This is a genomic window from Catellatospora sp. IY07-71 (assembly GCF_018326265.1).
In the GTDB taxonomy this organism is placed as follows: domain Bacteria; phylum Actinomycetota; class Actinomycetes; order Mycobacteriales; family Micromonosporaceae; genus Catellatospora.
In genome coordinates, this window is sequence record NZ_AP023360.1 from 5,439,116 (window position 1) to 5,463,866 (window position 24,751).

22 protein-coding genes are annotated in these 24,751 nt (G+C 72.1%); 9 read left to right on the plus strand and 13 right to left on the minus strand.

Annotated features, from left to right (window positions below):
• Positions 1-62 precede the first annotated feature (62 nt).
• From CS0771_RS23990 to CS0771_RS24015, 6 genes are all read right to left on the minus strand, one after another.
• Positions 63-3,770, minus strand: coding sequence for an FHA domain-containing protein (locus CS0771_RS23990; RefSeq protein ID WP_212843099.1), 3,708 nt, complete (start codon positions 3,768-3,770; stop codon positions 63-65).
• A 49-nt stretch (positions 3,771-3,819) separates the two neighbouring features.
• Positions 3,820-4,263 carry an HPP family protein gene (locus CS0771_RS23995; RefSeq protein ID WP_212843100.1) on the minus strand — a complete coding sequence of 148 codons (444 nt, stop codon included), beginning with the start codon at positions 4,261-4,263 and terminating at the stop codon, positions 3,820-3,822.
• A gap of 178 nt (positions 4,264-4,441) precedes the next feature.
• The gene (locus tag CS0771_RS24000) at positions 4,442-6,334 is read right to left on the minus strand and encodes a propionyl-CoA synthetase (RefSeq protein WP_256442882.1); all 1,893 of its coding nucleotides are present in this window, start codon (positions 6,332-6,334) and stop codon (positions 4,442-4,444) included.
• Between the two features lie 261 nt (positions 6,335-6,595).
• Positions 6,596-7,720 (minus strand): peptidoglycan DD-metalloendopeptidase family protein, encoded by a 1,125-nt coding sequence (locus CS0771_RS24005; protein ID WP_212843102.1) that lies wholly within the window; start codon positions 7,718-7,720, stop codon positions 6,596-6,598.
• A 203-nt stretch (positions 7,721-7,923) separates the two neighbouring features.
• Entirely contained in the window at positions 7,924-8,289 is a 366-nt protein-coding gene (locus tag CS0771_RS24010) for an ADP-ribosylation/crystallin J1 (protein WP_212843103.1), read from the minus strand.
• Between the two features lie 98 nt (positions 8,290-8,387).
• Positions 8,388-8,681 carry a hypothetical protein gene (locus tag CS0771_RS24015; protein WP_212843104.1) on the minus strand — a complete coding sequence of 98 codons (294 nt, stop codon included), beginning with the start codon at positions 8,679-8,681 and terminating at the stop codon, positions 8,388-8,390.
• Positions 8,682-8,736: 55 nt separating this feature from the next.
• On the opposite strand from CS0771_RS24015, the gene CS0771_RS24020 reads away from it, so the two are divergent.
• Both CS0771_RS24020 and CS0771_RS24025 read left to right on the plus strand, forming a co-directional pair.
• On the plus strand, positions 8,737-9,276 hold the full coding sequence (locus tag CS0771_RS24020; protein ID WP_212843105.1) for a hypothetical protein: 540 nt from the start codon (positions 8,737-8,739) through the stop codon (positions 9,274-9,276).
• A 142-nt stretch (positions 9,277-9,418) separates the two neighbouring features.
• The gene (locus CS0771_RS24025) at positions 9,419-10,849 is read left to right on the plus strand and encodes a serine/threonine-protein kinase (protein ID WP_212843106.1); all 1,431 of its coding nucleotides are present in this window, start codon (positions 9,419-9,421) and stop codon (positions 10,847-10,849) included.
• Positions 10,850-10,905: 56 nt separating this feature from the next.
• On the opposite strand, the gene CS0771_RS24030 is transcribed toward CS0771_RS24025, so the two are convergent.
• Positions 10,906-11,400 (minus strand): hypothetical protein, encoded by a 495-nt coding sequence (locus CS0771_RS24030; protein ID WP_212843107.1) that lies wholly within the window; start codon positions 11,398-11,400, stop codon positions 10,906-10,908.
• 240 nt (positions 11,401-11,640) lie between these two features.
• Positions 11,641-11,994, minus strand: coding sequence for a hypothetical protein (locus tag CS0771_RS24035; RefSeq protein WP_212843108.1), 354 nt, complete (start codon positions 11,992-11,994; stop codon positions 11,641-11,643).
• 295 nt (positions 11,995-12,289) lie between these two features.
• Between CS0771_RS24035 and CS0771_RS24040 the strand changes: the two genes are divergently transcribed.
• Positions 12,290-13,681, plus strand: coding sequence for a DUF1996 domain-containing protein (locus tag CS0771_RS24040; RefSeq protein WP_212843109.1), 1,392 nt, complete (start codon positions 12,290-12,292; stop codon positions 13,679-13,681).
• A 41-nt stretch (positions 13,682-13,722) separates the two neighbouring features.
• Here CS0771_RS24040 and CS0771_RS24045 read toward each other — a convergent pair whose 3' ends face one another.
• The 3 genes from CS0771_RS24045 to CS0771_RS24055 are packed head-to-tail and all read right to left on the minus strand — an operon-like array spanning position 13,723 to position 16,206.
• Positions 13,723-14,355 carry a hypothetical protein gene (locus tag CS0771_RS24045; RefSeq protein WP_212843110.1) on the minus strand — a complete coding sequence of 211 codons (633 nt, stop codon included), beginning with the start codon at positions 14,353-14,355 and terminating at the stop codon, positions 13,723-13,725.
• 13 nt (positions 14,356-14,368) lie between these two features.
• Positions 14,369-15,028 (minus strand): response regulator transcription factor, encoded by a 660-nt coding sequence (locus CS0771_RS24050; protein ID WP_212843111.1) that lies wholly within the window; start codon positions 15,026-15,028, stop codon positions 14,369-14,371.
• Positions 15,025-16,206 carry a sensor histidine kinase gene (locus CS0771_RS24055; RefSeq protein WP_212843112.1) on the minus strand — a complete coding sequence of 394 codons (1,182 nt, stop codon included), beginning with the start codon at positions 16,204-16,206 and terminating at the stop codon, positions 15,025-15,027. Before CS0771_RS24055 ends, CS0771_RS24050 begins: the two co-directional genes overlap by 4 nt.
• A gap of 80 nt (positions 16,207-16,286) precedes the next feature.
• Here CS0771_RS24055 and CS0771_RS24060 point away from each other — a divergent pair, with 80 nt between their 5' ends.
• The 5 genes from CS0771_RS24060 (at position 16,287) to CS0771_RS24080 (ending at position 21,508) form a co-directional block, all read left to right on the plus strand.
• A complete protein-coding gene (locus CS0771_RS24060; protein ID WP_212843113.1) occupies positions 16,287-16,472 on the plus strand; it encodes a hypothetical protein in 186 nt (61 codons plus the stop codon).
• A 93-nt stretch (positions 16,473-16,565) separates the two neighbouring features.
• Positions 16,566-16,889 (plus strand): PadR family transcriptional regulator, encoded by a 324-nt coding sequence (locus tag CS0771_RS24065; protein WP_212843114.1) that lies wholly within the window; start codon positions 16,566-16,568, stop codon positions 16,887-16,889.
• The gene (gene lepB / locus CS0771_RS24070; RefSeq protein WP_212843115.1) at positions 16,886-17,581 is read left to right on the plus strand and encodes a signal peptidase I; all 696 of its coding nucleotides are present in this window, start codon (positions 16,886-16,888) and stop codon (positions 17,579-17,581) included. The genes CS0771_RS24065 and lepB overlap by 4 nt, the downstream gene beginning before the upstream one ends.
• Before the next feature lie 288 nt (positions 17,582-17,869).
• Positions 17,870-20,692 carry an AbfB domain-containing protein gene (locus tag CS0771_RS24075; protein WP_244870992.1) on the plus strand — a complete coding sequence of 941 codons (2,823 nt, stop codon included), beginning with the start codon at positions 17,870-17,872 and terminating at the stop codon, positions 20,690-20,692.
• A 237-nt stretch (positions 20,693-20,929) separates the two neighbouring features.
• Positions 20,930-21,508, plus strand: coding sequence for a DinB family protein (locus CS0771_RS24080; RefSeq protein ID WP_212843116.1), 579 nt, complete (start codon positions 20,930-20,932; stop codon positions 21,506-21,508).
• A 63-nt stretch (positions 21,509-21,571) separates the two neighbouring features.
• Here the strand turns inward: CS0771_RS24080 and CS0771_RS24085 are convergent, their stop codons facing one another.
• On the minus strand, positions 21,572-22,027 hold the full coding sequence (locus tag CS0771_RS24085) for a DUF6069 family protein (RefSeq protein WP_212843117.1): 456 nt from the start codon (positions 22,025-22,027) through the stop codon (positions 21,572-21,574).
• A gap of 66 nt (positions 22,028-22,093) precedes the next feature.
• The gene (locus tag CS0771_RS24090; RefSeq protein ID WP_371821461.1) at positions 22,094-23,095 is read right to left on the minus strand and encodes an RNA polymerase subunit sigma-70; all 1,002 of its coding nucleotides are present in this window, start codon (positions 23,093-23,095) and stop codon (positions 22,094-22,096) included.
• Between the two features lie 336 nt (positions 23,096-23,431).
• On the opposite strand from CS0771_RS24090, the gene CS0771_RS24095 reads away from it, so the two are divergent.
• Positions 23,432-24,709: an FG-GAP-like repeat-containing protein gene (locus CS0771_RS24095; protein WP_212843119.1), complete on the plus strand. Its 1,278-nt coding sequence runs from the start codon at positions 23,432-23,434 to the stop codon at positions 24,707-24,709.
• Positions 24,710-24,751: the final 42 nt, after the last annotated feature.

The following is a 24,751-nucleotide window of genomic DNA, read 5'->3' on the forward strand; positions in this document are numbered from 1 at the left end:
CGGCGGGCCGCCGGCACGGTGCCCGGTGATGGAGTTCCTGCAGGTCAGGTTGCGTTGGGCGGTCAGCCGGGCAGCAGCAGCGGACCGCCGTGACCGGGCAGACCCCGGTCGACCGGGATCGGCTCCTCGACCGCCCCGTCGGCGATGACGCCCTGTGCCCGGGTCTGCCCGGCCAGGCGCTCGTAGTAGGCCGACACCGCCGTGAGCACGTCACGGACGGCGTTCAGCAGCGTGGCTCCCGCCTGCTCGACGACGTCGGCCTCGTGGACCTCGAAGGCCCGGATGCCCTGCAGCACGGCGGATTTGAGGTCGCTGAGCAGTTGGACGTCGGCGTGCGCGTACGTCCGGCACAGCGCGGTCACCCGGGGAACGTCCTCGCCGGTCAGCAGCAGCTCCTTGACGGCGCTCACGGAGTTGCGCACCAGCGCGACGTCCGGCCGGGCCGACAGGGCGGCGAGTTCGGCGTCGAGCTGCCGGACGTCCTGCTGCGGGTCGCAGAAGCCGACGGTGTGCTGCCACAGGGTGCGCAGGTCGTCGTGCAGGAGCCCGTCGAGGTAGCTGACCAGGAACCGGCGGTGCCCCTCGACGACGTACTGCGCCTTGAAGGGCGTCAGTTCCCGGGGGTCTTCGCCCAGGGTGGTGACCGAGGTGGTGAAGCCGTAGTCGGCGCTGAGCGCGTTCCTCATCGCGACCAGCATGTACAGGAACCGCACCCAGGTCCGGAACAGTTCCTCCAGCGGCAGCGAGCGCAGGCCTTCCTCGTCGAGCACCACGCCCCAGCGGGCGCCGAACTGCAACCGGCGCAGGTGGCCGATCTGGTACATCGAGAGCTGGGAGTCGATCTCGGCGTGCGCGTGGTGCAGCACCTTCCGGTACGCCGCGGTCGCGTCCATGCCGACGTAGTTGCGCACGATGTGCGGCCCGCCGATGTGCAGGTGGATGAACTCGCTGACGTCGATCACGGCGCCGCCGATCGCCATCCAGTAGCCCGCCTCGGGCGTGTCGTGCTGCGCGAGGTCGGATATCTCCACGCGCGGAGTCTGCTGCGCGTGGCCCAGGTACGTGGTGAAGACGTCCTGGGCGAGACGCCCGTCGGCCACCAGCTGACGCAGGAACTCGCGGCCGTCGCCGGGCACGATGCCGGTCAGCGCCTGGAGCACGGCCACAGCGAAACGCGAGCTGCCGCAGACGTAGACGAACGCGCCACGGCCGCCGTCGGCGACCGGCCGCAGCAGCTCCCACAGGGCGTCGGCCTCGGCGCGGATCACGTCGTCGACCCGGCGCCGCTGCCCGGCCCCGACACCGTGGCGCCGGCCGTCGAACTGGATCGCGGCATCGGCACGGGAGAACGCGACGGACAGGTGCAGCCGGCCCGCGGCGACCGCCGTATCCAGCTCGGGGTGTTCGACGAACTCGTCCGGCGTCCGGATGCCCAGGTAGAGCCGGTTCTCGCCGGGCCCGGTGCGGGCGGCGACGAACCCCAGGAACGGGGCGATCCCGGAGCCGGCGGCGAACATGACCACCGGCCGGGCCGGGTCGGCGGGCAGCCGGAACCTGGGCGTGGCCACGATCTGCAGGGACAGCCGCTGCCTGCCGTCCTGGCCGGCCCGGCGCAGGAAGTGCGACGCCGCGCCCTGGCGCTTGCGCGGATACGACCACGGCGTGCGGGCGGAGGTGTAGTCGAGGCCGCCGACGACCAGTTTCAGGCTTGTCGCCGGTTCGCCGGGCGGCGGGGCCGAAGCGATCGAGTACAGCCGGAACGGCTCGGGCGCGACGACCGCGCAGAAGGCGTCGTGCTCGCCCGCGTCGGCCTTCCATAGCCGGGTGACGTCATATCCGCCCGCGTACAGCAGGTTCAGGACGTCCCACAGCTCCCACTGGTCCTCCATGCGGGCGTCGACGACCCGCTGCCACGCGCCGACGGCCGTGAGCTTCACCAGCCGTTTCGCCACCTCCCGGCCGATCGGCCGCAGCTGGGCGAAGCGCAGCAGCGTCCGCAGCGGCAGGACGTCGACCTCGCCGTAGCCCTCCCGGCAGGCCACCGCCGCCCGCCATCGCGGGGTGAGCGGCACCAGCTCGTCGCCGGTGGCCTGCAGCGCGGCGACCGTGCGGCGCACCAGGTCGTCGTCGTGCTCGGCCAGCACGCCGACCCGGTCGCCGGGCAGGTGGTGCACGCCCTGGCCGGTGACGTCGATGTCCAGGTAGCAGGTCCAGGCGCCGGACTCGCCGGTGACGACCCGGCCCCGGCGTGCGGTCCCGAACACCACGGGCGCGCCCACCGGAGGGCGGCGTTCCTCGCGGACGACGGCCAGCTCCCCGTCGACCTTGTCCCAGGTCCGGTCCTTGAACAGCCCGGTGAACCGGGCGCCGGTGGTCACCTGCCGGCCGACCTTGAACGCCACCTCCAGGAAGCCGTACGCCTTGATGCGGTGCAGGCCCATCCAGCCGCGGTCGCCGACGTAGGCGTTCAGCATGGCGTTGTAGACCCCGCGCAGGGCGCTGCTGCGGCTGTCCTCCACGTACTGGCGCACCGACACCTCACGCAGCGCCGCCACCAGTTCCTGCCAGTGCCGCGGGAAGTAGCCGGCGAGGTAGGTGCTCTGCTGCCCGACCAGCGAGCCGTAGTCCCTGCGTTCGAGGAACGCGTCCAGCGCGTGGATCTGGGGCTGGGCGGTGCCGCTCGGGCTGGGCGCGCCGTCGAAGATCGGCACTCCGGCCGTGCCGACGGTCTTGGCCCACAGCACCTGGTCCAGCGGATGCCGGGCGCGGGGGTTCGGATCGATCTGGGGGTAGATCGCCTGGGTGACGTGCTGCAGCTGGTCGAGGATCACCAGCAGCGCGCCTTCCAGGGCGGCCGGGTCGTCGGCGACCACCGCCTCCTGGGCGTCGAGCATGGCCCCCAGCACGGGGGTGAGCCCCATCGCGAACTCGGTCGTGACCAGGTAGAACACCCGCTCGGCGGCGTTGTTCCAGGTCGGCACGAGCAGGTCCATGTTGTCCAGCGCCCGGGGCCCGGACGGGTCGCGCAGGCGCCAGTTGTAGAAGAACAGGTCGATGTACGACACGGCCGGGGTCTGCTTGCCCAGCCGCCGCGAGACGGTGGTCCACGGCCGCAGCAGCGAGTCGGGCAGCGCGGCCGGCGGGTCGATCGCCATGTACTGGTAGGCGTGGGCGAAGACGCCGAGCATGGTCGAGGCGCGCAGCAGGTAGCGGTCGGGCAGCGCCTCGGGTCTCGCGTCGAGGACCGGCATCGCGTCGAACGCCCGGCGCAGCGTGAGCCGGCGGAACAGGTCGGGCAGCCGGTCGGTCATGTCGTCCCAGGCGCGGTGCGAGTCCGGGAACGCCAGCAGCGGAGGCTGCGCGGGCAGGAACCCGTGCGCGAGCGATAGGAATCCGTCGAGTTCGTGCCCGACCCGCTGGTTGTGTGCCTGCGCGGCCTCGACCACCCGCCGTGCGGCGACGTCGGGCGGGGCTTCGGGCCGGTGGATGGTCAGGTGGGCGTCGTCGACGGCCATCGTGGCGTTCGGGTCGACGTGCCGCCACGTCAGGTCGAACCGGCCGATCCGGATCCGGTCCCCGGGAGCGACCGCCTGGCGGCGGGTCAGCCGCTGGTCGTTGACGTAGGTGCCGTTGGTGCTGCCGAGATCGGTCAGCACGAGATAGTCGTCGATCATCTCCAGGCGGGCGTGGCGCCGGGAGACGCTGCTGTCGTCGAGCGCCACCGCGGCCACGCCCGCGTCACGGCCGAACGTGATCGGCAGCGCGCACACCCGCTCGCTGGTCGCCTGGGTGTGCCGATCGGTCAGGATGAGCCGGAGTTCAGGAATGGTAGATCACCGCTCGGCACAGGTCGGCGCGGGACAGCGTGCCCACGAGCTTGCCGTCGTCGACGACGGGCAGCCGCCGGATCCCGCGGTCGATCATGACGATCGCCGCCCGGGCGAGTTCGTCGGTCGAGCGGACGCTCGCCGTATCGCGTACGACGAGCGGGTCGACGGGGCGGTCGGCCAGGGTGCGGCCCCGGTCCAGGAAGATCCGGAACGCGTCGGCGAGCGTGCCGCCGCCGGCGGTGACGTCGTCGAAGCCGGGCAGCATGGCCCGCACCAGGTCCTCTTCGGACAGCGAGCCGACAAACCGGCCGTCGTGGTCCAGCACCATCAGGTTGCCGACCTCCGACACGCTCACCACCTCGGCCGCCCGCCGGATCGTGGCGCCGAGCCGTATGTACGCCGGGAACGCCGTCATCACGTCGCTGACCCGCACGCCACCTCCCAAAAGGGCTCTGGACCGGCCTGCAGCCGGTCGGGCGTACGACCTGTTGGGCGAATCGGCCGCCACCGTCGAGTTTAGCCAGACGGGTGCCCGGCGATGATCCGATGATCGGCGAATGCCGGGATCCGTTAGGGCGACCTCGGCGTCAGCGGCGCGACGTGGGCACTGTTCACCACTGTGCTGATCGAGGCGTCAACAGGGGCCGCAGCGCCTCCAGCACCGCCGGATCCTCGATGGTGGACGGGGCCGACTCGTCCCGCCCGTCCGCCATCGCGCGCATCGTCTTACGCAGGATCTTGCCGGACCGCGTCTTGGGCAGCGCGGACACGACGTCGACGGCGGACGGCGCCGCGATCGGGCCGATCTGCTCGCGCACCAGCCGGATCAGCTCCTGGCGCAGCGCGTCCACCTCGACCCGGGCGCCGGCCTTGAGCACGACCAACGCCCTCGGCACCTGCCCCTTGACCGAGTCGTGAACACCGATGACCGCGCATTCGGCCACGGCCGGGTGACCGGCGAGCACCTGTTCCATCGCACCGGTCGACAGGCGGTGGCCGGCGACGTTGATGACGTCGTCGATACGGCCCATGACGTAGAGATAGCCGTCGGCGTCGACGTGCCCGCCGTCGCCGGTCAGGTAGAAGCCCGGGTGCGCGGACAGGTATGACTCCACGAACCGGGTGTCGTCGCGCCACAGCGTCGGCAGCGTCCCCGGCGGCAGCGGCAGCCGGATCACGATCTCCCCGTCCTCGCCGGCCGGCACGGGCCTGCCCAGCGAGTCGACCACGCGCACGTCATAACCCGGCACGGGCACCGTCGCGGAACCGGGCCGCGGTTCACGCGGCTCCAGCCCCATCAGGTTCGCGGCGACCGGCCAGCCCGTCTCCGTCTGCCACCAGTGATCGACGACGGGCACGCCCAGCAGCCGCGCCGCCCAGCCGTACGTATCCGGGTCCAGGCGCTCGCCGGCGAGGAAGAGATACCGCAGGCCGGACAGGTCCGCGTCCTGAACCCGCAGCCCCTCGGGGTCGTCACGGCGGATCGCCCGGAACGCCGTCGGCGCGGTGAACAGTGCCTTGACCCCGTGCTCGGCGATGACCCGCCAGAACGCACCGGAATCCGGCGTGCCCACCGGCTTGCCCTCGTAGAGCACCGTGGTGCAGCCGGTGATCAGCGGCCCGTACACGATGTAGGAGTGCCCCACCACCCAGCCGATGTCGGACGCGGCCCAGAACACCTCGCCGGGGTGGGTGTCATAGATGTACTTCATGCTCCAGCGCAGCGCCACGGCGTGCCCGCCGTTGTCCCGGACCACCCCCTTCGGGCGGGCGGTCGTGCCGGAGGTGTAGAGGATGTAGAGCGGGTCGGTCGCCGCGACCGGTACGCAGCCGGCGGGTTCGGCCGCGGCCATGGCCTCGGACCAGTCGACGTCACGTCCCGCCGTCAGCGCCGCGGCGGCCTGCGGCCGTTGCAGGATCACACAGGCACGCGTCTCATGAGCCGCCGTCTCGATCGCACTGTCGAGGATCGGCTTGTACTCGATGACCCGGTTGACCTCGATGCCGCACGACGCGGACACGATCACGGCAGGCTCGGCGTCCTCGATGCGCAGCGCCAGCTCGTGAGCGGCGAACCCGCCGAACACCACCGAGTGCACGGCTCCGATCCGCGCGCAGGCGAGCATCGCGACGACCGCCTCCGGCACCATCGGCATGTAGATCAGCACCCGGTCGCCCTGCTCCACACCCAGGCCCCGCAGCACCCCGGCGAACCGCGCCACCTGGTCGAGCAGCTCGGCATAGGTCAGCGTCCGGTCGGCACCGGTGACCGGGGTGTCGTACACGAGCGCGGCCTGCTCGCCTCGGCCGTCGCGTACGTGCCGGTCGAGCGCGTTGAAGCACGTGTTGAGCACACCGTCGGGAAACCAGCGGTAGAACGGTGGCCGCGTGTCGTCCAGCACGGTGGTGGGTGCGCGGAACCACTCGATGTCTGCGGCCGCCTCACCCCAGAAGCCGGTGGGGTCCTGGATACTGCGGCGGTACGCCTCCGTGTAGTCCATGATCGGCACCCTCCGGCAATGCGTGGACCGGCGGCGGGCCGGATGCCCTTCCGGCTCGGGCCAGCCAGGTTCGGCGTTCGTCGACCTTCGTCACGGACGTGCCGTCCTGAGTACCCCGGATGGCGCCGGATGATGCATCCGGCACGCGCCTGAGTGTCGGCTCACCAGAGGGCAGCGTCACCATTGCGGCAAAGTCGATTGCCAGAAACGTGTCCCCTGCGCCGCGACACGGCCGGGAGGGTGCCGCCCTCCCGGCCGCACTAGTCAGCACCAGCCGTTGACCGCTCCGTTCACGCCGGTCCACAGGAACGCGTCGGAGACCCAGCTGCCGTCGGTGAGGCGGTTCCACAGGGCGGTGGCGCCGTACCGGCCGGTGTGGGTCGTCCCGTTGGCCGAGCAGGAGATGCTCACGGTCGCGCCGTCGGCCAGCGAGCCGAGGGCGGCGTAGCCGGTGCCGGGACCGGCGCGCCGGGTGAGCGTCCCGCCGCCGTTGGCGTCGACGATGCCCTGGGTGAAGCCGAGGACCCCGTAGTTGTAGAGGCCGCTGCCGACACCCGCCCAGGCTGATCCGTGGCGAGCCCCGCCCTGGTAGGCGGCGCCGCCGACGAACACCCACTTACCGATGGCGTGGTCGCTGATCGGCACGTAGGCGCTGTTCTGGCGCAGTGCGAAGTGGACGTGCCGCCCCGATGCCGCGCCGCCGCAGGTGACGTCGGTGCCGGTGTAGCCGAGGTACGCCCCCTGCGCGACGGCCGCCCCGTTGACGGAGATGCTGCTCCACAGGTGGTAGTAGTCGGTCGAGTAGCCGCGGTCGTGGATGACGCGGATCCAGCCCTGGCACATCGTGTACGCCGTGCCGCCGCGCGCCGCCCGCACCACCTGGTCGCCGCCGGCCAGGTCGATCGAGCTGAACGGGGTTTCGCCGCCGCCCCACCCGTGCGGTCCGCCCGACAGCGTCCAGGTCTGCCCGATCGTGAAGGGCAGCGCCATACCGGTGCGGAAGTCCCCGCCGGCGAACGCCGGGGCGGGGCTCGTGAACACCTCCCGCTCATGCTGCGTGACCACCGGCGACTCGGCGGCCAGGGCGGCGAACGCGGCCTCGCCGTCGAAGGCGACCCGCCATCGGCCGGCCTCGGCCCGCGCGACGAAGATCGAGCCGGTCGGGTGGGCGTCGTGGGTACGCGGCGCGATCAGGACGGCCGTGCCGAAGGCCCAACTCCCGCTCCGGCGGGTGATCGTCACGCGGGCGTCGTCACCGGTCGCGGGTGCCGCTGCCGTGATCGCGGTCTGGGCGAGAAGCCTCGCGGTGACCGCTTTGGTGACGGCTGCGTCGGAGCGCGGTGCGGCCTGCGCGGCCACCGGTGCGGCGACGACGAGGCTTGCCGCCATCAGCAGTATCGCCAGGCGTCGAGCCTGCCTTCGAGGACAGGCAGCCCGGGACTTCCACGAATGTAAATATACCGTCATCGTTGTACGGTAAGGCCCACTCGTGAAGCTTGTCTACGTCGGACGGTCTGGTGATGAAGGAAAGATGCCGGCCGCCGTGCGGGCCCGGCGGCCCTGCCGCCAGGTGCCGGGCCCGTGCCGGGCGCTTACTGAGCCGAGTCCGCCACGGGACGGAATTCGTGGACGACCTCGATGAGCCCGACGATGTGCCGGTTGAACTCGTCCAGCTCGTCAGCGGGCACCCACAGCTCGAGAATGTCGCGCCCGCCGGCCTGCTGGACCGGGTAGCGGGCGGCGAACCTCCGGTCGACCTCGAAGCGGGTGACGTACCCGACGCCCGAGGCCGGCACGTTCCAGTCCCGCGCGATCATGATCGCGTACTGCTCGTTGAGGACGGGATAGAAGATCGGCTGGTCGGGCAGGCGGGGCGGCCACGCCTTCCAGCCGGAGGCGCGCACGAGTTCAAGCTCCTGGGGCCCGGTCGGTCGCCACAGGGTCATCGTCTCCGTCATCGCGTACCCCCATCCTGGTCGAGGCAGGGTACCGGCTCGTCGAGGACGCAGACCACCGGTATTCGGGCGCACGGCATGGTCGCGGACCATCGCCGGCCTTATCGCCGCCAGCCCCAGATCTCCATCTCGGAGTCCGCGGCCGCGGCCAGCAGCCGCCGGGCCCACCCGTAGGTCATCGGCATCCAGTTGAAGTGGTAGTCGCGTCCGACGATGTCGGACAGCTCCACCAGCTTGAGCATCTCGACCACCGCTGCCAGGGGCTTGGCATGCCGCCACGCCTGCCACAAGACGTCCGGTGCCACCGAGGCGGCCCAGGTCTGCACGAACGCGGTGACGTGTGCCCGCGCCGCGGGCTCGGTCATGTCGAGCAGCCACGATGCCAGGTCGAACATGTCCGGAAGTTGACTTTACGTTGCCGCGGTGAAGATCGTCTTCTGTCATGTACGGATGACTCAGGTTCTGCGCCCGTCCCGCACGTTCGCCGTGCTCGCCCTGCTCGGCCCGCTCACCGTGGCGGCGTGTGGGTCGCCCGCAGCGGGGCCTGCGGCGAACCCGCCCGCACCGGCTGCCTCCGGCCCGTCCGGGTCGTCTCGTGCCGCCGCCGGGCTGCCGGACCTGTGCACGCTGCTGAGCCCTGCCGAGGTGGCGGACGCGGCCGGGACCGACATCCCGTTCCACCGTGCCGAGCCCGGCCAAGGCCTGATCATCTGCGCCTACCACCGGGGCACCGACGCCGCGTCGCCGGCGATCTACGTGCAGTACCAGCTCGGCGCGGCCGGCAGCGTCGACTCCGGCGTCGGCGCCGAGGAGCTGCGGATCTCGGGGATGCGCGCCAAGTGGTTCGAGCACGGCTCGCGGCTCCTGGTCGCCGTCGAGCAGGACCTGCTGATCGTCAACCTCGGCATCGCCGGCAGGAACCTGCGCCGCGGCGACCTGCGTGCGCTGGCCGTCGAACTCGCCGGCCGTGCCCTGGCCGACCTGCGTTGACCGACCCTGCTGCCGTCTGCCTTCCTGCGGTCGGCCGCCTGAGCGTCTGGCCGTTCCCAGTATGCGATCACGGGGCCGGGGTGTCGGGGCACGACGCTATCGTCGGCGGGCCACCCGATCACAGCGAGGAGCGAGACAGCACATGCACAGCCCAGGAGCGCTGCTCGGCGGCCGTTACCGCATGGACGAGCGGATCGGCGCCGGTGGCATGGGGGAGGTCTGGCGGGCGACCGACACGGTGCTCGGCCGCGTCGTCGCGGTGAAGACGGTGCTGCCCGCCCTGCTCGACGATCCGGCGTTCGTCCGCCGGTTTCTCGCCGAGGCGCGCGCGATGGCCGGGGTACGCCACCGCAACGTGGTCACCATCCACGACTACCACGGCGACGCCGGCAGCGCATACCTGGTGATGGAGCACGTCGAGGGCGAGTCGCTGTCGCAGACGCTCGCCCGCCACGGCCGGCTGACCGTCGAGTCCACCCTGGCCATGGTCGCGCAGACCGCCGAGGCGCTGCAGGCGGTGCACGACCGGGACATCGTGCATCGCGATGTCAAACCCGGCAACCTGCTGGTACGCCCCGACGGAACCATCGTGCTGACGGACTTCGGCATCGCCCGAGCCCAGGAACACACCTCGCTGACCACGCCGGGCGGCATCCTGGGCACACCGTCCTACCTTGCTCCCGAACAGGTGCTCGGCCAGCCCGCCGGTCCGCGCAGCGACGTCTACGCGCTGGGCGTCGTGGCGTACGAGTGCCTGGCGGGACACCGCCCGTTCACCGGCGACAACCCCTTCGCGGTCGCCATGCAGCGGGTGAACCAGCCGCCGCCACCGCTGCGCGCCGACGTGCCCGCGCCCGTGGCCGCACTGGTCGAACGGGCGCTCGCGGCCGATCCCGAGCAGCGCTGGCCCTCGGCCGCCGCGCTCGCCGCGGCCGCCCTCGGTGTGCTTGGCGGCGCATCGCCCGAAGCGCAGGCCCCCTCCCCGGGCCCACACGCGAGTGACGCCACCGGTCCGGGCCGTGGAGTCGGCAGGACCGCCGCGCGCCGCCGGATCCCGGTGGTCGTCGCCGTGGCGGTCGCGCTCGTCATGCTGGCGGGCGGCGGTCTGGCCGGCTGGGCGGTGTGGCGCTGGAACTCGTCCCCTGGGTGGACGGCGCCGGGCGGGGCCACCACCGGTCAGCAGGTGCCCGCCGGCTTCGTGGCGTGCGGTGCGGCCGCCTGCCCGCCCACACCCGAGTGCTGGGCCGGCCTGTTCATGTCGAGCGGCACGGCGCAGCGGCCGAGGCGGCTCGCCTGCGATGAGCCGCACAGCTGGGAGACATTCGTGGTGGGGGCGCTGCCGGCCGGGGCCGAGTTCACCGACCACAACAAGCTCATGGGCCGGGACGAGGTCGCCGCCCTCTGCTCCGAGCAGACCATGGCGCGGCGAACCCGGGCCGGTGCGACGACCGAAGGCTGGCGGCGCGAGGCCTGGCCGATCCAGATCGACCAGGACACCTGGCTGCTGTACTGCCTGGCCGCCCGCAGCGAGGGCGGTCAGACCACCGGGTCGGTGTTCCAGACTGCCGGCTGACCGGCGCGGACCCGGCCCCGGCGGCGCGGGCCGCCAGGCTTGCCTGACGCGCGGTGTCAGCCGTGGCGCTCCGGTGGTGGCAGCAGGATCAGGGCGTGGTTCTTCGGGCCGCGGAACGCCAGCTCGACCTGCTCGGCCCGGCCGCCCAGGGCGCGGTGATGGGCGGTGATCGCGGTCAGCAGCTCATCGCGCCCGAGCTTGCGGTCCCTGTCCCAGAAGTTGCAGCAGGGCACGACCAGCACGGGGCGCACCCGGGCCGAGTCCACCACCTCACGCAGCGCCTCGTCCGGATGCAGGCCGACGATCAGGTCGTAGTAGTCGGCCAGCGTCGCCAGGTACGGCTCCGCCCGGGCCGGCACGCCCTTGAGCGTCCAGCCGCGGGGGTCGACGACCTCGGCTTCCAGGCCGAACCGCTTACGCAGCAGCCGGGTCAGCATGCCCTGCCCGCCGGCCACGTCGGCGACGTACCGGGCCTGCGGGAACCGTGCCGTGACGAACTCGGCGAGCACGTCGAAGCGGGTCTCGTCACCGTGGAACCGGTGCCGGGTCATGGCGAGCGGCGTGAGCTGTCGATCATGTGAGAGTCCTCCTCCCGCCTTCGTAGACCATCAGATCACCCCTGCTCGAAGCCACCGGCACCGAGGTGGTGCCGTGCGGCCGGTCGGGCGGAGCGAGCGTCAATCGATCATCCACCGCAGCTTGCGCAGCTGCGCTCGGACCTGTTCGCGCCGCATCGGAGACACGCTGACGGTGTCACCATCCGCCGCAACCATCGACAGCGCCAGATGGCGTCACAGTGGTCCGATCCGCCGATGCCGACGCGTCAGGCGTCGCGCCAGTTCGAGGCGATACCAGTGCGGCATCGCACGACCTGACGCGCCAGCAGTGCGGCTGTCGGACCGACGGCGCCAGGCGGCCGGTCCGGCGCCTCGCATCGCATGGAGCCGCACCGTCATCCGCTCCACGACCGTCGGCCTCGCCGTGTCCGCACGGGCGGTGCAGAGCGCGAGAAGCCACGTGTCGCGGATTTCGTGGTCGATGTCGGCACGGAAGCTGACGCCGGCCAGCCTGCGCTCGGCTGCGCAGGGGCGGCGGCGAAGGACGAGCGGCAGGCAGACGGGCACGACTGCCCGGTTCTGGAGCATGGAGGTACACCCGTTCAGTGAGAAGTCCGCAGCAGGAAGGTGCGCGGCGCACAGGCGCGACGCGCGACAGGTTCAGCGCTCGGTGGTTCTCAAAGGGTGTACAACGGCCGGTCCTTGCCTTGACGACTTGGCTGGGCAGCAGGCTAGCGGCGCGCGGCAGCTCCGGTCCACCGATTTGCGGCCGGCATGTGGGCCCGGAAACCGGCCGCCCATGAGGCTTTCGCCTCAGGTCCGGCCCCGCCTCCGTAACTACGTTGAAACGACTCGTTCTTTCAGCGACGGCAGGAGGTCATGCATGACAAGGGGCTGGACAAGACGGCGGCGGGCGATCCCGCTGGGCGCCGGTGCCGCGGCGATGGTGCTCGCGGCGGCCGTGGCCGCGCTGACGCCGTCGGCGGGCGCCGCCGCCGAACTGGTGGTGCAGGCCGAGGCGTACGCGGCGCAGTCGGGTGCCGTCGTCGAGCCGACCGTCGACACCGGCGGCGGTTCCGCCGTGGGCTACCTGGCCCGCGGGGACTGGCTGCGCTACGACGGCGTGGACCTGGGCGCCTCGGGCACGATGGCCGTCTCCGTGCGGGTCGCCTCCGCCGTCGGCGGGCAGGGCACGATCGAGCTGCGTACGGCGTCGCCGACCGGGCCGGTGCTGGCCCGGTTCACCATCACCGCGACCGGCGGCTGGCAGGCGTGGGTCACCCAGACGGTGAACCTCACCAGCCACCCGGCCGGCGTCCAGACGGTGTACGCGGTCATGGCCAACACCGGCAGCGGCGCCGACTTCGTCAACCTCAACTGGCTCTCGTTCGGCTCCGGCGGCACCGGGACTGGCCCCGGCTGGGTCGACGTCGACCCGGTGGCGTGGAACGCGCAGCTCGCCGCCTTCCGGGCGATGGCCATGGCACCGGCCCCGCCCAACGCCGTGCGGGTCCCGGAGTTCAATGCGACCTGCACCTACAGCCACTCCTTCCGGGACGACCCCATCGTGTTCCCGGGGCTGCCGGGCGCCTCCCACATGCACAGCTTCTTCGGCAACCGCAGCACCAACGCCGGCTCCACGCTGGACACCCTGCGCGCCAACGCCACCACGACGTGCACCCCGGCCCCGGCCGACCTGTCGGCGTACTGGGTGCCGACCCTGTACGAGCGCGGCGCCGTGGTCGAGCCGAAGGGGGTCGTGGTGTATTACGGCTCGCGGCTGGCCGACCCGAGCCGGACCGTGCCGTTCCCGCTGGGCTTCAAGATGATCGCGGGCAGTGCCGGGCGCCAGGTTCCGACGCCTGCCGGCGCGGTCAACCAGTTCTACTGCGTCGGCGGGACCACGGGCGGCGAGATCGGCCGCAGCGCCGACGGCAACTGGCCGGTCTGCTCGCCGGGCGGCACGCTGATGTTCCAGCTCGTGTTCCCCGACTGCTGGGACGGCGTGCACCTGGACAGCCCCGACCACAAGTCGCACGTGGCATACACCCCGAACGGAACGTGCCCGAGCGCGTTCCCGGTGGCCATCCCGTCGGTGTCGTTCGTCATCGCCTACCCGGCCGTGGGCAGTGCCGACGGGTTCACGCTGGCGTCGGGCATGGCGTCGTCCATGCACGGTGACTTCGTCAACGTCTGGGACAACGACGCGCAGGGACACCGGGTGAAGAACTGCATCGTCCAGTCCGCCAAGTGCAACAGCGCCGGGCAGTTCTGAACGGCCACCCGGGCGGGCGGCGTGCGAGGCGCCCGCCCGGGTCAGCCGACCGTGACGGTGTTGATGTCAGGGGCTGAGCCGGTGTCGTTGAAGAACCTGATCCAGCAGGCGCCCTTCGGCAGCCGCAGCCGCACCGACACCCGCACCGGGATCAGCCAGCTCCGGGCCCCCGCGAGGTGCAGCTCGCGGATCGGGCCGCCGTCGACGGCGAGTTTGAGGGTACGCGGCTGCTCGGTCTCGTAGACGACGGTCAGCGTCCACTCACCGGCCCGCGGCACCCCGGCGATGCGTACCGCGAGGGTGTTCGGGCCGCCGATGTAGCCGACCCGGCTGCCGTCCACACAGGTGGGGCACTCGATGATGCGAGCACCCACCCGCAGGTTGGCCGGGTCGGCGGCATGCACGGTGATCGGCCTGAACGCCGCGGGCGCGGTCGTCTTCGCCGGCGGGACGGCCGCATCCGGGCGGTCCGGCCGCGCCGACGCCGTCGAGATCCGCGACGGCGCGGGCGGAGACGGGGTGGGTGACGGCTGCGCGGTCGGCGGCCCGTGCGGACCTTCGGCCGACGGTGCGCGGTCCGGCCGGGGGCCGGGCATGATCAGCGGCGGTACGACGGCGATCGTCGCGGTGACGGCCAGCACCAGGGCCGCCCAGCCCAGCATTCGCGTGGACACGACAGGCACGCCGCTACCGCTGCCCGGTCCACACGACGACCGCCTCGGTGCGGCTGGCCACGCCCAGCTTGGCGAAGATGTGCTGCAGGTGGTTCTTGACGGTCTTCTCGGCCAGCATCAGCCGGTGGGCGATGGCCGCGTTCGACAGGCCCTGCGCGAGCTGCGACAGCACCTCCTGCTCGCGCCGGGTGAGCCCGTACCGGGACTTCGCGAGCCGCCGCCGCTCGGCGAGGTCGCGGCGGGCGCGCTCCTGATCGGCCTGGTCGCGCAGGGTCGCGGTGGCGACCGCGGCCGCCGCCGGGGACAGCCAGCCCTGCCCGGCCACGACGGCCAACACCGCGCGGTGCAGCTCCGCCGGATCGAACGCGCCGTGGACCAGGTAGCCGCGTGCGCCGCCACGCAGCATCTGCCCGATGAGCTGCGGGCTCGCGTCGCTGGTGAGCACCAGCACGCGGGTGTGGGCGACCAGCTGCCCGAGCACCGACAGCCCGTCGGCCACCGGCATGCGGTGGTCGAGCAGCGTGACCATGGGCCGGTCCCGCCGGGCCAGGCTGACGGCTTCGCGCCCGTCGGCGGCCTGGGCCGACACGCGCACCTGCGGGCAGAGCGCGAGACTGCCGGACAGGGCCGCGCGGACGATGGGATTGTCGTCCACGACCATCACCGAGATCATGCCGGTGCTCCCGCGGGGAGGTGCAGCGCGATGTCCGCGACGACGGTCGTGCCCGCGCCCGGCGCGGACACCACGCGCAGCGTGCCGCGGATCGCGGCGGCCCGCTCCGCCATCCCGATCAGGCCGAAGCAGCCGCTCCACTCGTCCGGTACGCGGAACCCGGCTCCGTCGTCGGTGACCCGCAGCCGGACCCCGCCGTCGGCGTACGCCAGCTCCACCGTCACGAAACCCGCCCCGGCATGCCGGGCGACGTTCTCCAGCGACTCGTGCAGGATCCGCGCCAGCTCGTAGCGCACGTCCACCGGCAGGTCCCCGGTGGTGACCGTGCTGCGGACCGGGACGCCGGCACGGTCGGACCACCTGCGGCAGATCCTGTCCACCGTCACGCCGAGCTCGTGGTCCGGGTCGTCGAGGCGGAGCCCTTCCAGGACCTCCTGCGCCTGGCGTACCGCCGCGGTGGCCCCGGCCGACACCGTCGCCGCGAGCTGCTCGGCGAGCGCGGGCTGCCGCCGCAGCGACGTCGGCAGCGCCAGCGCGGCGAACGACACCCCGCGCAGCGTCTTGGTGACCGAGTCGTGCAGTTCGCGGGCGAGCCGGGACCGTTCCGCCGCCGCGGCCGTCCGCTGCGCCGACGCCACCAGCCTGACCGAAAGCTCGACGTGGGCGGCCAGCGCGGCGGTGGCCACCGCGGCGCCGACGGCGGCCAGCACGTTGGCGATCGGGAAGGCCAGCACGAAACCGGCCAGATGCGCGGTGTCCCCGGCCGCGCCGAGCACGTGCCCGGCCACCAGGTAGCCGAGCCCGGTGTAGCAGGCGGCCGGCAGCAGCGCCCAGAACCCGGCGAGCACTCCGGCCAGCGCGCTCGCTCCGGCGGCACAGCAGAAGAAGGCGACGTCGGCGCCGCCGATGCCCAGCACGGCCGCGACGGTCGCGGCGTCAATCGTCAGCACCGGCACGGGGTGGGCGACGATGTGGGGGTCGCGGGCCAGCGCCACGAGCGCGACGGCCGCCGTCAGCACGACGAGCAGCAGCACGGTGACCAGCGGTGCGGGCCGTTCGCGCAGGCGCAGCACGCCGCCCGCGACGGCGAGGGTGGCCGCCGCCCGTCCGAGCAGGACCGCCCGCGCCACAGCGGCCCGCGCCACTACACGGTCGAGGTGTACAGCTGTCGTTGTCATCAGTCCTGCCGCGGGCGTGGGCCGTATTCCGACGATCTTCGAGGGAGCGCTCTCTCGAGGATCGGGGAACCCTTTCGCGATTGTCAAGACACCCGTCGATCTCCGGCTGCGGGGCTCAGCTGTTCATGATCACCACCCCGCACCGGGTCAGGCTGATGCTCGACACCGGCTCGGCGACGGCGACGTGGAGCACGGTGCCCTTGACCGGTCCCAGCCTGGAGTTGCACCTGCGGTCGCCGCTGATGACCCGGCCCGGCGTCGCCTGAGCACCTTCGGCAGTCGGCGGTGGACGGTGTCGGTGGCTCTCGGGCTCGCGGCGGACCCTTGTCGACCAAACTCTTCATATATAGACTTTGGACATGCCGCGAATACCTGACAGCTCACCGCAGACCCTGAAGGTCTTCGGCTCCCTGGTGGACGATCCATCGGCCTGGCACTACGGCTACGGCCTCAGCAAGCAGACGAGCCTCGCGCCCGGCACCCTCTACCCGATCCTGGCCCGCCTGGTCGAGCGCGGCCTGCTGGAGACCCGCTGGGAACCCTCCGAGCAGCCCGGCCGCCCGCCGCGCCACCTCTACCGGCTCACCGGCGACGGGCTCGAACTCGCCCGCGCCCGGCTGGCGGCGGCGAAGCCGCGTGCCGCCGCCAACCCCATCACCGCGACACCGAGGACGGCATCATGACCGAGCCATGGCTGCGGCGCGCCGCCCGGCGCACGCTCATCCTCGGGGTGCGCGGGCGCGGCGCACGCGGCAGCGAATGGGGCGAGGCGCTCATCGGCGAGTTCGAGCAGACCTCGGGCTCGTGGGAGGCGGTGCGGTGGACCCTGAGCGGCCTGCGGGCGACATGGCGGGCGGCGCAGGTCCCCCGATGGGTCCGGGTCCGGCGACGTACCGTCGTGGCCGTGATCGCCGCCGCGGCCATCGGTGTGCCGGTCAACGCCTATGCGGCGGGCGTCGCCTACATCCCGTCGGGCTCGATGGAGCCCACCCTGCACATCGAGGACCGCGTTCTCATCGACAAGCTGAGCTTCCGCTGGAGCGGTCTCGACCACGGCGACATCGTGGTGATCCAGGACGCCGCCTGGGGGACCGGCAGCGAAACATGGATCAAGCGGGTCATCGGGCTGCCCGGTGACGTGATCGAGTGCCGGGACGGCGCCGTCTACCGCAACGCGGCCAGGATCGACGAGGACTACCTGGCGGCCGGGGCCGTCACGGAGTGCTCGGCCGTGACCGTCCCGACGGGGGAGATCTACGTGCTCGGCGACCACCGGGAGGCCTCACGTGACTCCCGGCAGCTCGGCACGCTTGCGGCCGCCGGAGTGACCGGGCGCGTCCTGACTCGCATGTGGCCCGTCCGGTCGGCGGGCTGAGCGCAGCCGAGGCAGCATCGAGGCCGGCGCGGAGCAGGCGGCTCTGCGCCAGCCTCGCCGTCCCCGGGATGCGGGCGGCATCGAAGCATTGACGCAAAGCATTGACGCTTCCGGGCATCGGGCTCTATAACGTTATACAGCGCGGCTCATAGTCGACATCCGTCTCTTTTCCGACGGAACGCTGCACGCTGCCCGCAGCTCGCGGGCGGCACCGCCGTGCTCGCCTCACCCGCGTCGTGCCCGGCGCCGCCCGTCCCCGATCGTCCCTTCCCGATCCCAAGGAGCACCATGCGCCGCCTCACCGCCTCCGCAGCGGCCGTGCTGACGCTGGCCGGAGTGCTGGTCTTCAGCGCCGCCCCGGCCGCGGCAGTCACGCCCAAGACGCCACCGCTGACGACTCCGTGGACCAGCCAGGTGTCCACGACGAACCCCCTGCCGGAGTATCCGCGCCCGCAGATGACCCGGCCGGACTGGCAGTCGCTGAACGGCGAGTGGCAGTTCCTCAACCCCGCCACCGACGGGGCCGGCAACGTCAACCGCAACGCCGCGCCGCCGCTCGGCCAGACGCTGCCCGAGCGCATCCTGGTGCCGTACCCGGTGGAGTCGGCGCTGTCGGGCATCATGCGCAACGACAACCGCGACCTGATGTTCTACCGGCGCACCTTCACCGTCCCGGCGTCGTGGTCCGGCCGCCGCGTGCAGCTGCACTTCGGCGCGGTCGACTACGAGGCCACGGTATGGGTCAACGGGGTGCAGGTCACCAGCCACCGCGGCGGCTACGACCGGTTCGAGGTCGACATCACCCCGCAGCTCAACGGCGGCACCAACGAGATCGTGGTGCGCGTCTACGACCCGACCGACGGGCGCGGCGAGAAGCAGCCGGTGGGCAAGCAGGTCAACAGCCCCAGCGGCATCTTCTACACGCCCACCTCGGGCATCTGGCAGACCGTGTGGCTGGAGCCCACGCCGGTGTCGTCGATCTACTCCGTCGACGTCTACGCGAACCTGGCGAACAACACCGCCCGGGTGCGCGTCTTCACCCGCGGCGACGTCAGCGGGCACACCGTGCTGGGCGAGGCGATGGCGGGCGCGACCGTGGTGGGCAGCGCCACCGGCGGCTTCACCGAGTTCACCGTGCCGGTGCCGAACGCGCGGCGCTGGTCGCCCGACGATCCGTACCTGTACCACCTGCGGGTCTCGCTGCGCAACGGCTCCGGTGCGGTCGTCGACCAGGTCGTCAACTACTTCGGCATGCGCGAGGTCGGCACCAGGCTCGTCAACGGGGTGCTGCGCCCGACCCTCAACGGCGAGTTCGTGTTCCAGGTCGGCACCCTGGACCAGGGCTTCTGGCCCGACGGGCTGTACACCGCGCCGACCGACGCGGCGCTGGCCTTCGACCTGCAGAAGCACAAGGACCTCGGGTTCAACATGGTGCGCAAGCACATCAAGGTCGAGCCCGCCCGCTGGTACTACCACGCCGACCGCCTGGGCCTGCTGGTATGGCAGGACGTGCCGTCGACCCCGGCGTTCGACGCCAGCCGCACCCCGGCGCAGATCGCCCAGTTCGAGACCGAGGCCCGCGAGATCATCGACGAACACCGGTTCTCCCCGGCGGTGATCACGTACGTGCCGTTCAACGAGGGCTGGGGCGAGTGGAGCCTGGCCGACACGCAGCGGATCACCAACCAGCTCGAGAGCTATGACCCGACCCGGCTGATGAACGCCCACAGCGGCTACAACTGCTGCGTGTCCAAGGGCGACCCGGGCACCGGCGACATCATGGACTGGCACGTCTACACCGGCCCGGACGCGCCGCGCCCGTCGGCGACCCGGGTCTCGGTGCTCGGCGAGTTCGGCGGGCTCGGGCTGCGCACGCCGGGCCACGAGTACAGCCCCAACGGGCAGTTCTTCGCCTACGAGCAGATGGGCAGCGCCGCGCAGCTCAACGACCGCTACACCGGCATGGTCCGCGACGTGCAGCAGCTCATGACCGTCAAGGGCGTGTCGGCGTACATCTACACGGAGATCACCGATGTCGAGGGTGAGTACAACGGGCTGTTCACCTATGACCGGCGGGTGCAGAAGGTCGACACGAACCTGGTCCGCGCGGCGCACGCCGGGCTGATCGCGGCCTCGCGCAACCTGAACGCGCCCGTGGTGCTGACCCTCGGCCACGTCAGGTCGCTGCGGGTGACCACCCCAGGGTTCACCGACCGGTATCTGCGCCACGCCGACTCGCTGGCCCGCACCGACGTGCTGACCACGGCGAGCGCGGACGGGGCGCGGCAGGACGCGTCCTTCCGCACCGTGCCGGGCCGGGCCGACCCGCGCTGCTACTCGTTCGAGTCGGTCAACCTCCCCGGGCGATACCTGCGCCACGCCGCGTTCCGGGTCCGCCTGGACGCCGACACGGGCGGGACGTTCGCCGCGGACGCGACCTGGTGCAGCCGGACCGGCCTCGCCGCGGGCGGCACGTCGTTCGAGGCGCTGAACCTGCCGGGCCACTACCTGCGCCACTACGCCGACAACGTCTACCTGGCCCGCAGCGGCGGCCCGAACGCGTGGGACAGCGCCACCGGGTTCGCCGCCGACAGCACCTGGGACGTGAACGCTCCGGCGCTGTGGCGCAGCTCGGTGCTGCCGGCGACCAACGTCCGCCAGTCCCTGCGGGTGACCACCTGGGGGCACACCGACCGCTACCTGCGCCACGCCGACAGCCTGGCCTACACCGAGATCGTGAACTCCGGCAGCGGCGCGCTGCTGAAGGCGGACGCGACCTACACCGTTCGCCGGGGCCTGGCCGACTCGTCGTGCTACTCGTTCGAGTCGGTGAACTTCCCGGGGCAGTTCCTGCGCCATGCCGCCGGCCGGGTGCGCAACTCGCCCGACGACGGCACGGCGCTGATGCGCCAGGACGCCACGTTCTGCGCCCGGCCCGGCGTCGGCGGCACCGGGGTCACGTTCGAGTCGCTGAACTTCCCGGGCTCGTACCTGCGGCATTTCGAGTCGCAGGTGTACATCGCGTCCGGCGGCGGTGACGGGGGCTTCAACCGGCCCCAGACGCTGACCGCGGACAGCAGCTGGGCCCTCGCGGCGCCCTGGGCGCCGTGAACCGCGGCGCGGGCGGCGGTGGGTGATCCCCGCCGCCCGCGCCCGAACGACCGGGTGCCCGCGTGGTAGAGCCACGGCGGGCGGGCCACCGGGTGGCGGTGGCGCTGCCAGCCCGGATCAGGCAGCAGGTCGCGCGCGATGTCGCGCCAGTCTCCCGCCCAGAAGGTCTCCGCCTGCGGCTCCGCCCGCCGCAGGGCGCGGGCAGGAAGACGATCATCGAAGTGGCAGGATGGCCGGATGACTTCTCCGAAAGCCGACCTCCAGCGCTACCTGCAGCAAGGCCGCGAGGCCCTGCTGTGGAAGCTCGACGGACTGTCCGAGTACGACGTGCGCCGCCCGCTGGTGCCGACCGGCACCAACCTCCTGGGCGTGGTCAAGCATGTGGCCAGCGTCGAGGCTGGATACTTCGGCGACACGTTCGGCCGTCCGTTTCCCGAGCCGCTGCCGTGGTTCGCACCGGACGCAGAGGACAACGCCGACATGTGGGCGACCGCCGAGCAGTCCCGGGAGGACGTCGTCGGCCTCTATCGCCGGGTGTGGGCGCACTCCGACGCCACCATCGACGCGCTGGAGCTGGACTCGCCCGGCCGGGTGCCGTGGTGGAACCCCGAAACCAACACCGTCACGCTGCACCGGATCCTGGTGCACATGATCGCCGAGACGCACCGGCACGCAGGGCACGCCGACCTCGTACGCGAGCTGATCGACGGCGCCGTCGGGATGCGAGCGGACGCGACCAACATCCCCGGGGTCGATCCGGACTGGGCCGCCCTGCGCGACCGCATCGAGCAGGCCGCTCGCGACGCCGCCGGCTGAGCCACGCGACCGGCTCGGCTGCGCCGATCGTGGGTGACGGTCCGGGCCGTCGGCTTGCGACCGTCAAACGGTCCGGGCGCGCAGGCTCCGCGCCAGGGTGGGGATCATCACCGCCGCCGGGACGAGGTGGAGCACGACGAGGGCGGCGGTGGTGGCGCCGTCCGCGCCGCAGAGCAGGGGTGGAACCAGCGAGGTCGCCGTCAGCGACGCCGTCGTCCAGACGAATCGCCTGGCGGGGTGAGCGCTCCAGCGAAGAAGCGCCACGGCGATGACGACTCCCACGATCGAGAAGAAGCCGGTCACCACGGCGAACCCGGGCAACGGGATGGACTCGCCACCGTCGGGGATCTCGAAGTCGACGCCGGCCGCCTGGGCGAGTGCGGCGGCGAGCGTGGTCGCGACCATCGCCGCGAGCGTGGCGAGCAGGCCGACGGCGGCGAGCCCGCGCAGCCGGTGGGCGCGGGTGGTCCCGCCCGCCGCCGGACCGGCGCCGGCCTCGATGTCATCGATGCTGTCCATGTAGTTCCTCCATGACCTGGTGACCGGCGGTTGACGTGCAGGTGGGCGAGAGCGGTGACATCGGGCCTACTCCGTGCCGTCGGCAGGCAGGCGCTCCGGCAGCCCGAGCCGCGGGAACCGGTCGCTGTGGAAGGTGACGATCTCAGCGATCGCCCCGCCGGTGATGCGCAGGACGTCGATCGTCAGCGGCAGGTACGCACCCGCCTCCTCGCGCCAGTGGTAGAAGGCGACGGCGGGCTGGTGGTTCACCGAGGTGAGCACGGCTCGCAGGTTCTGCATGCCCTCGAAGCCGCTCTCGATCCAGTCCTTGACCACCGTGTCGCGGCCGATGTACAGGCCAGGCGTGGGCGGCATCGAGCAGCGGACGTCTTCGCGCAGCAGCGCGGCGATCGCGGCGACGTCCGTGGCCACGGCGGCGTCGGTATAGCGGCGCACCAGCTCGCGCGTCCCCGCGTCCGGTTCGCCACCGGTCCAGTCCTGCCGCTCGGCGGGAAGGTGCTCGCGCAGGCCGGCGCGGGCCCGCTGCAGCGCGCTGTTCACCGAGTTGACGGAGTCCCCGAGCAGCTCCGCGACATCTTTGGCCGGCCAGTCGAGCACGTCCCGCAGGAGCAGCACGGCCCGCGGGCGCGGCGCGAGGTGCTGGACCGCGACCACGTACGCCAGCTCGATCGTCTCCCGCGCGACGGCGACCGACTCCGGTTCGTCCGCGCCACCCGCGGGCAGCTCGTCGAGCAGCCGGTCCGGGTAGGGCTGCAGCCACCGGACCTCGCCGCCGGTCGCGGGCTCCGGACGGCTCTTGGCGAGCAGGTCCAGGCAGGCGTTGGTGGCGATCCGGTACAGCCAGGCCCGGAACGTCGAGCGCCCCTGGAAGGTCTCCCGGCGCCGCCAGGCACGCAGGAACGTCTCCTGCACGGCGTCCTCGGCGTCCTCGAACGAGCCGAGCATCCGGTAGCAGTGCACGTGCAGCTCCCGCCGGTGCCGCTCCGCCAGCCCCGAGAACGCCCGCTCGCCGACCTCGCCCAGCCCGCTGCCACCCGGTTCCTCCGGCCGCGCGTCCGTACTCATCACGTCATCCTTCCGCCTCGTCGTGTCCCGTCGTAGTTATGACGGGTACGGGCGCGACAACTCATCACCGGGCTGCTCGGACGGGGCCACCGGTGCGGTGACCGGCCAGGGCCGGGGGACCGTCCGACAGTGGTCCAGGGTCCTCGGACACCACTGGAGGCTGTGCCGTCCAGCTGACCGCTGTGCCGCGGCGTCGCCGGGGACCTGCGGCCGCCACCGGTTCGCGCGCATCTGCGTGAGCCGGCCGAAGCCCGGCGGTACGCGGAATGTACACGCTATATATGCGTACTCGTCTATGCTGCGGCCCACCCCGGCCACACTCCAGATGGGACACCACCCTTGTCGACCAGAATCCTGCGCGCCGTCGCGGGCGCGTCAGCCATGCTGCTGGCGCTGCTCGCGGTCGGCGCCGGCCCGGCCCGCGCGGCCGGGCCGATGCCGTTCTTCCAGCTCCCGTTCCCGTGCGGGGAGACCTGGCGGATGGCCACCTACAGCGGCCACGGCGCCTACAGCATCGACATGACCTACACGGGCGGCGGCAGCAGTGGCCGCGCGATCGTGGCCGCGGCGGGCGGTGTCGTCGCCGAGACCGGCTACGGCAGCCGCAGCGGCAACTACGCGATCATCGACCACGGCGGCGGCTGGCGCACCAACTACTACCACATGATCGAGGCGCCCTCGGTCGGCCGCGGTCAAGGGGTGGCCCAGGGCCAGCAGATCGGCCGGGTGGGCAGCACCGGCAACTCCACCGGCCCGCACCTGCACTATGAGGTCTGGCGCGACGGCGGCACGACCGAGGCCTATTTCAACGGCGTCCCGTCCGGCATGAACTGGGAAGGTGCGGCGGCCCGCAACATCACCAGCGCCAACTGCGGGCGCCCCCGGCGCGACCACGTCTCGGACTTCAGCGGCGACGGCTACGCGGACGTGCTCGGCGTGAACTCCGCCGGGAGCCTGCTGTACTACCCGAACAACGGGCTGGCGCTGAGCGCGGCGGTGCAGATCGGCCATGGCTGGGGCACGTTCAGGCACGTCGTGGCCGCTGATTTCAGCGGTGACGGGGCAGCTGACGTGATCGGTGCCGATGCCGACGGGCTGCTGTGGTACTACCCGAACAACGGCCTGGCGCTGTCGGCGCGGGTGCAGATAGGCCACGGCTGGGGCACGTTCAGGCACATCATGGCCGCGGACTTCAGCGGCGACGGTTACGCGGACGTGCTCGGCGTGAACTCCGCCGGGAACCTGCTCTATTACCCGAACAACGGGCTGGCGCTGAGCGCGGCGGTGCAGATCGGCCATGGCTGGGGCACGTTCAGGCACGTCGTGGCCGCTGATTTCAGCGGTGACGGGGCAGCTGACGTGATCGGGGTCGATGCGGACGGGCTGCTGTGGTACTACCCGAACAACGGGTTCGCGCTGTCGGCGCGGGTGCAGATCGGCCACGGCTGGGCGTCGTTCAGCCACGTCAACGCCGTCGACTTCAGTGGCGACGGGCACGCGGACATCCTCGGCGTCGATGCCGGCGGGCTGCTGTGGTACTACGCGAACAACGGGTTCGCGCTGTCGGCGCGGGTGCAGATCGGCCACGGCTGGGGCACGTTCAAGCACGTCATGTGAGGTTCCACCGCGGCGGCGGGCTGGTGCGCCGGAAGCTGCGCA